9 protein-coding genes are annotated in these 13,209 nt (G+C 39.7%); 7 read left to right on the top strand and 2 right to left on the bottom strand.

Annotation, left to right across the window (positions count from 1 at the left end):
- Positions 1-14: 14 nt before the first annotated feature.
- From hflX to PX700_RS04460, 5 genes are all read left to right on the top strand, one after another.
- Positions 15-1,304, top strand: coding sequence for a ribosome rescue GTPase HflX (hflX, locus tag PX700_RS04480; protein WP_479519976.1), 1,290 nt, complete (start codon positions 15-17; stop codon positions 1,302-1,304).
- A 100-nt stretch (positions 1,305-1,404) separates the two neighbouring features.
- Complete coding sequence (hflK, locus tag PX700_RS04475) at positions 1,405-2,574, top strand: FtsH protease activity modulator HflK (protein WP_166420414.1); 1,170 nt, start codon at positions 1,405-1,407, stop codon at positions 2,572-2,574.
- Positions 2,575-2,579: 5 nt separating this feature from the next.
- On the top strand, positions 2,580-3,458 hold the full coding sequence (gene hflC, locus PX700_RS04470; RefSeq protein ID WP_002957880.1) for a protease modulator HflC: 879 nt from the start codon (positions 2,580-2,582) through the stop codon (positions 3,456-3,458).
- A 214-nt stretch (positions 3,459-3,672) separates the two neighbouring features.
- The gene (locus PX700_RS04465; RefSeq protein WP_024600222.1) at positions 3,673-4,986 is read left to right on the top strand and encodes an adenylosuccinate synthase; all 1,314 of its coding nucleotides are present in this window, start codon (positions 3,673-3,675) and stop codon (positions 4,984-4,986) included.
- A 109-nt stretch (positions 4,987-5,095) separates the two neighbouring features.
- On the top strand, positions 5,096-5,734 hold the full coding sequence (locus tag PX700_RS04460; protein WP_197178061.1) for a tetratricopeptide repeat protein: 639 nt from the start codon (positions 5,096-5,098) through the stop codon (positions 5,732-5,734).
- Positions 5,735-5,803: 69 nt separating this feature from the next.
- Here PX700_RS04460 and PX700_RS04455 read toward each other — a convergent pair whose 3' ends face one another.
- A complete protein-coding gene (locus tag PX700_RS04455; protein ID WP_479519975.1) occupies positions 5,804-7,651 on the bottom strand; it encodes a cation:proton antiporter in 1,848 nt (615 codons plus the stop codon).
- A gap of 870 nt (positions 7,652-8,521) precedes the next feature.
- Between PX700_RS04455 and proB the strand changes: the two genes are divergently transcribed.
- Entirely contained in the window at positions 8,522-9,628 is a 1,107-nt protein-coding gene (proB, locus tag PX700_RS04450) for a glutamate 5-kinase (protein ID WP_024600220.1), read from the top strand.
- Complete coding sequence (locus PX700_RS04445) at positions 9,625-10,872, top strand: glutamate-5-semialdehyde dehydrogenase (RefSeq protein ID WP_149593763.1); 1,248 nt, start codon at positions 9,625-9,627, stop codon at positions 10,870-10,872. The genes proB and PX700_RS04445 overlap by 4 nt, the downstream gene beginning before the upstream one ends.
- A gap of 84 nt (positions 10,873-10,956) precedes the next feature.
- Here PX700_RS04445 and PX700_RS04440 read toward each other — a convergent pair whose 3' ends face one another.
- Positions 10,957-13,164, bottom strand: a complete 2,208-nt coding sequence (locus PX700_RS04440; RefSeq protein ID WP_479519974.1) for a two-component system response regulator — start codon at positions 13,162-13,164, stop codon at positions 10,957-10,959.
- Positions 13,165-13,209: the final 45 nt, after the last annotated feature.

Raw genomic sequence — 13,209 nt, 5'->3', positions numbered from 1 at the left:
TAGGAGCATAATGTTTGTTTGACCGCTATGAATCCGGCGAACATGCAATTTTAGTTCATATCGACTTGCCTAAGGAAGGAGATCGTGAAGATCTTCATGAATTAGAAATGTTGGTATCTTCTGCTGGTGTTAGTAGTTTGGCGGTTGTGCAAGGCAGCCGTCAAGCACCACATCCGAAACTATTCGTCGGTACCGGTAAAGCAGAAGAAATAGCTGAGATTGTTAAAATCCACAATGCAGATGTCGTAATTTTTAATCATCAACTCAGACCATCACAAGAGCGTAATTTAGAGCGTGTTTGTCAGTGTCGCGTGCTTGATAGAACGACACTAATTCTTGATATTTTTGCCCAACGTGCACGCACCCATGAGGGTAAGCTGCAAGTTGAACTGGCGCAACTTCGTCATATGTCGACTCGATTAATTCGAGGCTGGACCCATCTGGAACGCCAAAAAGGCGGGATTGGTTTACGTGGACCTGGCGAAACCCAACTTGAAACAGATAGACGATTACTTCGAGCTCGTATTCAAAATATCCGTGCGCGTTTAGCTAAAGTGGCTGTGCAGCGCGAACAAGGTAGGCGAGCCCGTACGCGTAATGAAATACCTACGGTATCGTTAGTAGGGTACACTAACGCGGGTAAATCTACGTTATTCAATCGTATTACAGATTCAGACGTATACGCGGCGGATCAGTTATTTGCAACGCTTGACCCTACCTTACGTAAGCTTGAATTGGGTGATGTTGGTCCTGTTATTTTGGCTGATACAGTGGGCTTTATTCGTCATTTACCGCATGACTTAGTTGCTGCTTTTAAAGCTACGCTTACTGAAACTCGCGAAGCTGATTTACAGTTGCATGTAATTGACGCAGCAGACTCTCGTCTTCAAGAAAATATTGAACAAGTACAATCGGTGCTTAAAGAAATTGAAGCCGATGAAGTACCACAGCTATTAATTTATAATAAAATTGATGCGCTGGATAACGTAAGCCCACGTATTGATCGAGATGACGAAGGCCAACCTATAAGGGTATGGCTTAGCGCTCAGACTGGTGAAGGGTGTGAACTACTTAGTGAGGCTATTAGTGAGCTACTTGCTAAGAAGATGTTTAACGAAACATTATTTCTTACGCCATTGTATGGTCGCCTAAGAGCTGCATTGTTCAGTTTAAATGCAGTACATGAAGAGCGATTTGATGAGCAAGGTAATTGGCTGTTAGATGTTAGAATGCCAATGGTTGAGTGGAATCGTTTAATTAAAGAATTTGGTCCTGAAATTGCTGGTTTTATCTACCAAGATTAAAAATTGACGTTTTAATGTCGGTTTTTGTATGAGAAACGCGGTAGATTTGTTAGATTTAACACAATTTCCTAATTTATTTAGATAACAATGGAGTATAGCTATGGCCTGGAATGAACCGGGTAATAATGGCAATGACAAAGATCCGTGGAATAATAAAGGCGGACGTGATCAAGGCCCACCTGATTTAGACGAGGTGTTCCGCAAGTTTAGTAACAAGTTCGGCGGCTTATTTGGCGGGAAAAAATCCGGCAATGGTAGCGGCGGTGGACTTGGCGGAGCCGGTATTTCATTCATACTTATTATCGCCGTTATTGTATGGGCGTTAAGTGGTATTTATACGGTTAAAGAAGCCGAGCGTGGTGTGGTTCTTCAATTTGGTAAATATGACCGAATTGCTGATCCTGGTCTGCGTTGGAAAATGACATTCATTGAAACGGTAATCCCAGTAGATATTGAAGCAGTTCGTTCATTATCGGCTTCTGGTTTTATGCTTACTGAAGACGAAAACGTAGTAAGCGTTGAGTTTCAGGTGCAGTACCGTGTTATTGACCCATACCTTTATCAATTTAGCGTAACTAACGCTGATAGTAGCTTAGAAGAAGCGCTTGATAGTGCTCTGCGTTATGTTGTTGGACATGCAAAAATGGACCAAGTATTAACTAATGGCCGTGAGGTTGTTCGTCAAAATACATGGGATGAGCTTAATAAGATCATCGAACCATATAACTTAGGCTTAATTGTGACTGACGTGAACTTTAAAGATTCTCGTCCGCCAACTGAAGTTAAAGATGCATTTGATGATGCGATTGCTGCACAAGAAGATGAAGAACGTTTCATCCGTGAAGCAGAAGCATATGCTCGTGAAATTGAACCGCGTGCTCGTGGTCAAGTAACGCGTATGACTCAAGAAGCTGAAGGTTACCAAGAACGTATTACATTAGAAGCGCAAGGTGAGGTAGCTCGCTTTGAAAAGCTATTACCTGAATATCAAGCAGCTAAAGAAGTTACTCGTGAGCGCTTATACATTGATGCAATGGAAGAAGTGTTAGGTAGCAGCTCTAAAGTACTGGTTGATGTGAAAGGCGGTAATAACATGATTTATTTACCACTTGATAAGATCATGGATAAGCAAGGGACAGCAACACGCGTTGCACTTCCAAGCTCAAGTGATATTCAAGATTTACGTAATAAGGTAAATACGTCACGCAATAGCTCTGTTAACAGTGGTAATGACCGCTTTAACAACGACCGCTTTAATGATGGGAGATAATCATAATGAAAAACTTTAGTTTAGTAATACTATTAGCTGCCATTGTTATGTCTTTCTCGTCGGTATTTGTTGTACCTGAAGGGCAAAAAGCAATTGTAATGTTATTCAGTAAAGTACAAAAAGATAGCGACGATAAAGCGATTGTATATGGTCCAGGCCTGCAATTTAAGGTGCCATTTTTTAGCCAAGTGCGTCGCATTGATGCACGTATTCAAACGCTAGATGGTGCACCAGACCGCTTTGTTACTAGTGAGAAAAAAGACTTAATAGTTGATTCGTTTGTAAAATGGCGCGTTAACGACTTTAGTGCTTTTTACTTACGTGCCCGTGGTGATAAGCAATATGCTGAAACACTACTTAAGCAAAAAGTAAACAATGGTCTTCGTACAAACTTTGGTACACGTACAATTCGCGAAATTGTATCAGGTGAGCGTAGCGAGTTAATGGAAGAAGCGTTAGTACAAGCTTCTGAAAGCGCGCGTGAGCTAGGAATTGAAGTGTTAGACGTACGTGTTAAGCAAATTAACCTACCACAAGAAGTAAGTAGCTCTATTTACCAACGTATGCGCGCTGAGCGTACTGCTGTTGCAAAAGAGCACCGTTCTGAAGGTCAGGAAAAAGCCGAGACTATTCGTGCGGGTGTTGACCGTCGCGTTACAGTAATGCTTGCCGATGCAGAGCGTAATGCGCGTTCTGTACGTGGTCAAGGCGATGCTGATGCCGCAGGCATCTATGCTAACGCGTATAACAAAGACCCTGAGTTCTTTAGTTTTGTACGTTCGCTTGAAGCTTACAAAAAGACTTTTAAAGATAAGCAAGACGTTATGGTACTTTCACCAGATAGCGACTTCTTCCAATATATGAAAGGTGCTAAAGCTCAATAAGCTTTACCTTAATTATTTAAAAGTTAAAAAGCCTCGCATTTGCGGGGCTTTTTGTTAAATGTAATCTAGTGCTTTAAATCACTGTTATTTATGTGGTTATTAGCTGATATTTTGATAGAACAGTTGCGAGCAGAAAAAATAAGCTGAACAGGGGTGATCTTTACTTTAGTTTTCTGGTAAAATCTCGTCCTAATTTTCTCTAAGTGAATTTACGATGGGTAAAAACGTTGTTGTATTAGGCACCCAATGGGGTGACGAAGGAAAGGGTAAGGTAGTTGATCTCCTTACAGACAAAGCATCTTTAGTAGTTCGTTATCAAGGTGGCCACAATGCGGGTCATACTTTAGTTATCGAAGGTGAAAAGACGGTTCTACACCTTATTCCATCGGGTGTATTACGTGACAATGTTAAATGTGTGATTGGTAATGGTGTAGTTTTATCACCAGAAGCGCTAATGAGAGAAATTGGCATGCTTGAAGAACGCGGCGTACCTGTACGCGAGCGTCTTTTAATAAGCGAAGCATGTCCACTAATCTTGCCTTTCCATGTTGCATTAGATGTAGCCCGCGAAACTGCTCGTGGCGATAAGCCAATTGGTACAACTGGCCGTGGTATTGGTCCAGCGTACGAAGATAAAGTGGCGCGCCGTGGTTTACGCGTAGGCGATTTATTTAATCCTGAAGTTTTTGCAGCTAAATTAAAAGAAGTTCTTGAATACCATAACTTCACTTTAGTTAACTACTACAAAGTAGATGCTGTAGATTTTCAAAAAACGTTTGATGATGCAATGGCTGTTGCAGATATCTTAAAAGCAATGGTTGTAGATGTAACTGAGCTTTTAGATCAAACGCGTTTAGCAGGCGAAAACATTTTATTTGAAGGTGCACAAGGTACATTACTTGATATCGATCACGGTACTTACCCTTATGTAACATCTTCAAACACTACCGCTGGTGGCGTTGCGACTGGTGCTGGTTTTGGTCCACTAAACCTTGATTACGTTTTAGGTATTATTAAAGCGTACACTACACGTGTTGGTTCAGGTCCTTTCCCTACAGAGCTTTACGATGGTCTTGAAAAACAAGATCCGGTTGGTAAGCACCTAGGTGATAAAGGTCATGAATTTGGCGCAACAACAGGTCGACTTCGTCGTACTGGTTGGTTAGATGCAGTGGCTATGCGCCGTGCAGTTCAAATCAACAGTATTTCAGGTTTTTGTTTAACTAAGCTTGATGTTTTAGATGGCTTAGAAACACTTAAAATCTGTACTGGTTATAAGCTTGAAGATGGCACTGTTACTAACATAACGCCATTAGCAGCTGAAGGTTACGATAAAGTAACACCGGTATACGAAGAAATGCCAGGTTGGTCAGAAAACACTGTTGGTGTAACGAGTCTTGACGGTTTACCAAAAGCTGCGATTGACTACATCAAGCGTATTGAAGAAATTACGGGTGTTCCAATTGATATTATTTCTACAGGTCCTGACCGCGTAGAAACAATGGTACTTCGCAACCCGTTTGCGTAATTACTGTTAGATAAAAAAGCTGCCTAGTGCAGCTTTTTTTGTGTCTAAAATTCACCTTGGAACGATCTTTGTATATCATTTAATAAGTTTATTTTTATAAGTGGTGAGCATGCGTTTATTTTCTCGTAATTGCGTATTAAGGCTTTCGTTAATTTCGTTGTCTTTATTTATATCAACCAATAGCTTAGCTACAGAAAGCCCAGCTGCAGTGCCGCTGTACACTGAATCTGAGCTAATTGCGTTAATAAATAAAAATACACATTTAGCGCGTGTAAAGGCAGATGACTGCCAGTTAGTGCAAGATATAGAAGCACGAGCCAATAAAATGGCATTGCCGTCTTACCAATTCTTATATGGCGACATGCTGGCTTATAGTGTGTGTGTTGATCGAAATGTAGAGTTAGGTGTGTATTACATGCGAAAAGCAGCTGAGCAAGGCTTAGCGGCTGCACTGGAGCAATTAGGGCGATACTACGACACCGGGCGTTTAGTTCAACAAGATAAAGCAATGGCAATTACATATTTGCGTGAAGCCTCGTCGCAAGGAAATTTAAAGGCACAACTACGTTTGGTTAAATTATTTAATGATGGTTATGGCAGCCCACGTGATTTTGAAGATGCATACCGTTGGCTATTTAACTCGATGGTGGCAGATAAAGCGACTCATAAAAAAATTGAGCGAGCGCTGACAAAGTTAGCGCAAAAAATGCCTGATAGTGTGGTTGCTCGCGCCCGGCTTCCAATTTAATGGCTTTTAAAAACAAAACCCTAACTTTTTAAGTTAGGGTTTTTGAGTTTTTACAGGTAGTAAAAGTGTTTAACTTTCTTCTTTAGCCTTTGGTTGTGGGTCTTTTAAAACCGACATTTTAGGTGGCTGCAATGCAACAATGCGCTCGCCTTCTTGCGGCGGCTTTTCCATGTTGATTGTAAAAGGTCTTAACTTAACTGGCGTATCGTCGTCGCTATCTTTATCACCTTTAAGAATAAACAAAGGGATAGCCTCAGGATTCATTTCTAGGTATTGCTCCCAGGTGAATTCATCAGAGATACGTGTTGAACTGACCTTACCGCCCTTGGCAATAATGCTGCTTAAACGTGCATACGATCCTTCGTCGCCAAACAGTATTTGTCTTGATAAAAACGTTGCGCTGTCTTTATTTGCTTTTGCATGCGACGTTGATGAACGAAGCGAAAATACATTTTTTTCATTAAGTAAATGCGAAAAGTATTGAACGCCTAGCGCATTATGATGACGATTTGGTGATAGGGCTAATACACTACGAATAGTGGTTAACGGTAAATAGCGTTCAGCATGTTCTGATTGCGGATTACCATAATAACACGCTAAGCCATCCATACGCGCCATTCTACAGTTTTCCCATGCTGGGTCTGAAAGGTGAACCGGAATATTTTGCTCTTGTAAGCCACGCCCAATTGCACGTGATACATGGTTTGCACCAATAATTAATATAGTGTTTGGAGATGGCTGGCGTACACCTAATAGCTTTGCAACAGGAATGGCTGTTAAGCTTTGTAGTACAACTGTAATGATGATCACTGTAAATATCAGTGGCACCATTTTTTCAGCATCTGCAACACCTGCTTCCATCATGCTTAATGCAAATACCGACCCAACAGCTGCAGCAACGATGCCTCGAGGCGCTATCCAGGCGAGTACTAAGCGAGACTTCATTGGTAGGTCTGTGCCAAAGGTCGAAATTGCTATACACAGTGGGCGTGCAATAAAAAGTACTATGGCTAAAAATATAAATACATCGCTATCGAGCATCATTAAATCAGAAAGCTGTAAGCGTGCTGCAAGTAAAATAAACAGCGTTGATATTAATATCATCGACAAGTCTTCTTTAAACTCAAGTACAGAATCTATTTCTAAATCGTCTTGGTTCGCAAGCCAGATGCCAAATACAGTCACTGCTAATAGACCTGATTCATGGCTTAGGTGGTTTGATACAGAAAAACTAATAAGTACTAAAGCTAAAATACCAAACTTATGTAACTCAAATGGTAACCACTCTCGGCGCATTAGTAGCGTTGTGATCCAGCCAGCTGCAACACCAATACTTAAACCAACGCCGAGTGTTTTAACTAAAGCAATTATGGTGTGGCTAAATACTTCGCCTTGGCCTACAAGCATTACGGCCTCAAATACTAATACGGCAAATAATGCGCCAATAGGGTCTATTACAATACCTTCCCAGCGAAGAATGCGGTCTATGTCTTGTGTTGGGCGCATTGAGTTTAATAACGGTGCTATAACGGTGGGGCCTGTTACAACAAGCACTGCACCTAAAACCGCAGCAACACGCCAATTTAGCTCAAGTAACCAGTAGGCGCTTAAGCTAATAATAATACAGGTAGTAAGCATACCGATGGAGCAAAGGTTTCTTACAACTTTCCCAATTCCTTTCAGCTCTCTGAAATGCAGAGTGAGTGAACCTTCAAATAAAATGACTGCAACGCTTAGTGATACAACAGGAAATAGTAAATCACCTAAAAGTGCATCAGGGTCTAGTACACCACTAAATGGCCCAAGTAGAAGACCAGTAAGCAATAAAAAAAGAATAGCGGGTACTCTAAAAGCCCACGCTACCCATTGGGCAAGCACAGAGCAAAGTGCAATACCGGCTATGTAAATTGCTGACATAGATTAAGAATTCCTTATTGATGACGGTTTGTTTAGAAAGTATAACTTTTGTTAATTATTAATACAGGGGTATACACGGGAAATTCAAATATTACTAATCAATTTTAGCCGCTCATAAAAGATTAGTAGGCTTAAATTATTTAGCTAGAGCTAATTTATCTTATTTTAAAGCCTGTATATTACTTAATTTGTTGAATTTTAATAATAATATAATAACAAAGAAGTGGTTTTATTTACTTAGTTCGAATTTTAACCTTGATTTTAAAGGAGTATTTAGCGTATTATACTTCGTGTTCTAATAATTAGTCATCTAATTATGTTTATTGAAGGCTAACCGGCGTTGTTAATCTTGCCGTCATATTTAATCTTTATAATCATGTGTTAGTGTTGTTGTTACTGTTAGAACACTACAAAATATCATTTACCGAACTCTTGGTATGGTTTTGCTAAACAAGTTTATTTAATTATTTAAGTAAATAAAGGTTTGAGTTGAACTATTACTTTCAATATTTAATCCCCATCGTGGCGGTTAAATCTCGGTCCTTTGGTCTTCACCCTATCTGTCGGTGTATCAGACTTTAGAGGCTCTATGTATGTTGTTAATAAAAAAGCCACACACAGCTTTTTACAGCGATGCATAAACAACACTTTTAAATTTTTTGATTAGTGCTGCTCAATATTATTGGGTTGTTACTACTTTGTACTTAACCTTAAATCTAAGCCTCTCGTTTTAGATATGGTTTTCGCGTGTGTGTAAAAAAGTGTTGCCTAAATGAAAAGAAAAATTCGAAGCTATGTTTTAAACCTAGCTACTTAGTTTTAGCTCGTCTAATTAAGGCGAGCGCAGATAAAATGGAAAGTTGAGCATTTATGCAAAAGTTAAATTGGCGACGTATCGTACTTAAAGTAGGTAGTGCATTAATTGCACCAGATCAAGATGGCTGCCGTTCGCGTTACATATTAACCATCGCACAGTTCATTGTTCGTTGTCGTGCCCGCGGAATAGAGGTGATTTTAGTATCATCTGGTTCAGTAGCGGCTGGCGCACATTTATTCCCATCAGACAAACCTCGATCTGTGGTAATGAAAAAAGCAATGGCGGCAGCAGGCCAAACAGAAATGATTGCCATGTGGGACCGCTTTTTTGACTTTCCTTCTGCGCAGTTACTATTAACGCACGGCGATTTACGTGACCGTGAGCGTTACCAAAGTATTCGCGAAACTGTGTTCACTTTACTTGAGCATGGTGTGCTCCCAATCATCAATGAAAATGATGCTGTTACTACCGATGATTTACGAGTGGGTGATAATGATAATTTATCTGCAATGGTAGCTGCAGCAGCAGATGCTGATGCGTTATTAATATTTTCGGATGTTGATGGGTTGTATGATAAAAACCCTAATTTGCACGACGATGCCGTGTTACTGCCTGAAATAAAATCAATTGATGAATCTATTTATGCTATGGCAGGATGTGCAACAAGTGCTGTTGGCACTGGTGGCATGAAAACTAAAATAGAAGCAGCCGAAAAAGCAACGTCACATGGTATAGCGACTTATATTATAAACGGCTTTAAAGAAGAAACATTTACAAAGCTGCTCGCTGGAGAAAACCCTGGTAGCGTATTTTTACCGTACGAAAAACCAATGCAAGATTCTGTACACTGGATGACACACACAGCAAACGAGCAAGGCGAAGTTGTTGTTGATGGATCATTTGACGAATCGCTAGAAGGTGAAAGCGGATGTATTCGTGGTGATGAAATCATGGAAGTTCATGGTGAATTTGCTGTTGGTGATACCATTTTAGTACGTAGTGAAGATGGTACGCGTTTGGCGAAAGCGACCGCAAATTATAGTAGCTGTTTGTTAAACTTTATTGCAGACAACGAACAGAGTGAATTCAGCGAAAAAATGCAGGATTCAATTGGACCAGTTATATCTGAAAAACATATCGCATTATTGGAGAAGTCATGAGTTTAATTACGGACATTTCACGTCAGGCAGCAAAAGCTGCACATACACTTGCTTTACTCGATACCGAGACTAAAAACCAAGTATTAGTTGAAATGGCAGCGGCACTAAGAGAGCAAAAAGCATTTATAATCAAAGAAAATGAAAGTGACTTAAGCGCAGCACGCGACAATAACCTAGCAGCCTCAATGATTGACCGCTTAACGCTAAACGATGAGCGTATTGAAGCAATGGCTGAAGGCATTGAAGTCATAGTAAGCCTGGATGATCCTGTTGGTCAGCTACGTGACATCACAGAGCGTCCAAATGGTATTAAAATTCGTAAAATGCGCGTACCTCTTGGCGTTGTATGTATGATTTACGAAGCACGCCCAAATGTTACAGCGGACGCCGGCGCATTATGTTTTAAATCGGGTAATGGTGTTATTTTACGAGGCGGTAAAGAAGCCCTTAAAAGCTCACAAGCTATTGCAAGCGTAATGCACAGCGTGCTTGAAAAGCATAACTTACCGGTATCACTTATTTCAGTGATTCCAGATCCGGACCGCGCACTATTAATGGAACTAATGCAGCAACGTGAAAGTATTGATTTAATCATTCCACGTGGCGGCGAAGGTTTAATTAACTTTGTTACCGAAAACAGTACGATTCCTGTAATTCAGCACTACAAAGGTGTTTGCCATCTTTATGTTGATAAAGATGCAGATCTAGAAATCGCGCTCAACTTACTACTTAATGGTAAAACACAACGTACGGGTGTTTGTAATGCACTCGAAGGCTTAGTCGTTCATCAAGATGTTGCAGATGAATTTTTAAATCTGTGTGCCGTCGTATTACGCCAAGAAGGTGTAAAAATAAACGCAGACAGTTTTGCAGCTAAATACTTTGATAACGCAACTGTTTTAGCCGATAACGAATTTGGTGAAGAATACCTAGACTTAGAAATCGCTATTCGCGTTGTTCCAAGCTTTACGGCAGCGGTTGAGCACATTGCCCAGTTTGGTTCAAACCATACTGAAGTAATTTGTACTAAAAACGAAGCTGCTGCAGAGTTATTCCAACGCAGTGTTGATGCTTCTGTAGTGATGGTTAATGCGTCATCTCGCTTTTCTGATGGCTCACAACTAGGGTTAGGTGCAGAGATTGGTATAGCAACTTCTAAGCTTCATGCTTACGGTCCAATGGGGCTTGAGTCGTTAACTACTGAAAAGTATTTAGTTAATGGGGTAGGCCAAGTTCGCGGATAACGACTAAGGCTTAATTCTATTAAAAAGCCGAGCATGAAAATGCTTGGCTTTTTGGTTTTTAGACTACTCTGTAATTAATTTAATTTAATTTAATTTATCAAGCCAGTCATTTGCAGGTTCAGGTTTATGCAAATGGTAGCCTTGTAATATTACTTCAGGGTATTCTTTAAATAAATCAAAGTGAGATTGATTTTCCACACCTTCAGCCACTATTTCGAGTTCAAATACACGGCCTAAGTTTACAATCATATCAATAATTAATTTATCATTATTATCGCTAGGTGCCTCTAAAACAAAAGAACGGTCTATTTTTAGTTCTTGTATTGGTAATTGTTTTAGGTAAGTTAAGCTCGAATATCCAGTACCAAAGTCATCAATTGATACTCTTACACCTAACTTTTTAAGACGATGGACAGCGCTAATGGCTGCTTCCATATGATTAAGTAAAGTCCCTTCAATAATTTCAATAGTCAGCTGTTGAGGATTAATCCCATATTGTTCTATTTTATTGCTGATGAAGTCTAAAAAGCGTGGCTCATGAAAGTGGCGTCCACTTATATTTATAGATAAGTTTAAATCAGGGTGTGTTTTACTAATCTGCGTTAAGATTTTTAGAGCGTTTGAGCTGACCCAGCAATCCAAATCATAAATAATATCAGACTCTTCAGCAATCGATATAAACTCCCCTGGGCTAATAAACCCTTTTTGGGGATGTTCCCACCGTAATAAAACCTCAGCACCTTTAAGTTTATGATTTCTATCAAATTGAGATTGTAGATAAAGGGAAAGTTCATTTTGCGTAATTGCTTTACGCAAATCTTGCTCAATTTCAAAACGACGCTTTGCTTGCTCGCCAAATGAGGTATCAAAAAAGGTAATTCTGTTACCCCCTTTCTCTTTTGCTTTGTAACAAGCAGCTTCGCAGTTTCGAATGGTTTCAATAGCGCTTTCCCACTGATCTTCTCGAGGGAAAATATACGTGCCAATACTCACAGTTAAGCTTATTTCTTGTTCATCAACAAAGAAAGGCTGATTTACGGTAATTAATAACTCTTGTGCTTTTCTCTGGGCAACTATTTGAGCTCTAGTTCGGCCTATACCTTTATCAAGTGTACACAACACTGCAAATTCATCACTGCCTAAACGAGCAATAATATCTTTTTTATCAAGATGGGAATGAACACGCTTAGTAAGCTCTTTTAGTATTTTATCGCCGGCAAGTAAGCCTAAACCATCGTTAATTGAGTGGAAGCTATCTATATCAATAATGTAAATATAAGCGTAATTTTTTTCAGAGGTGCAGACTTGGAGCTGTTGTTCTAATTGTTTTAAAAATCCATTTCGATTAGGTAGGCCTGTAAGTTCATCATGCCATGTTAGGTAATCTATTCGTTCTTGAGTGACTTTTAAGCTCGATATATCGCTAAATACACCAATGTAATGTACGTTTGTATCTTGATCGCCTTTAACCATACTGAGAGTTAGTAATTCGGGATAAAGCTCGCCATTTTTTCGTCTTGTTACCAGCTCACCACTCCAGTAACCCGCTCTATTTGCATGATGCCAAACTTGATCAAAGCTAATACTTGGATGATTATTTTGTTTAATATCGTGCAACTGCATTTGCAGCGAATCAGCTTCACAGTAACCTGTAATACGACAGAAAGAGGGATTTACAGCAATTATTTTGCCATCACTATCTGTAATAACAACGCCATCTGCAGTGCCTGTTAAAGCTTGATAAAATAATTTTTGTTTTGAAGAAAGCTGTTTGAGTTCTTCTTCACGCTCACTTAATTCTAATGCAAGCGATTCTATTTCGAGGAGTTTATCGTGCAGATCAAAGTTTTTTTCTATTAACCTATCTAGCATGCCTTGCGCTGTAATGTGGGTACGAATACGCGCTCTAACGAGTGCTAATTTATAAGGCTTATGTATGTAATCAATTGCGCCCATGGCAAAGCCTTTTTCTTCAGACTCCTCTTCGGTAAGCGCCGTTACAAATATGACAGGGATCCCTTTCGTGTTCTGTTTAGCTTTAAGTATATTACAGACTTCATAGCCATCCATGCCCGGCATCATTATATCGAGCAAAATTAAATCTGGACGTGTTGACTCAACAAATACGAGGGCTTGTTCACCACTTGTAGAAATACGTACGTCATAATCAGTTAAAAGTCCTTCAACTAATACGTGTAAATTACTAGGTTCGTCATCAACAATAAGAATTAAAGGTTTTTGTTTTTGCTCTGCAGTTAATCCATTGCCATTTGCAAGATAATTTGAATGCACTATCTATCCTTCTTTGCGTTCTTTGCAACATTAAATCTAGTTCAG

The organism is Pseudoalteromonas sp. TP27 (genome assembly GCF_056470645.1).
This window is presented reverse-complemented; position numbering and strand designations above follow the sequence as displayed.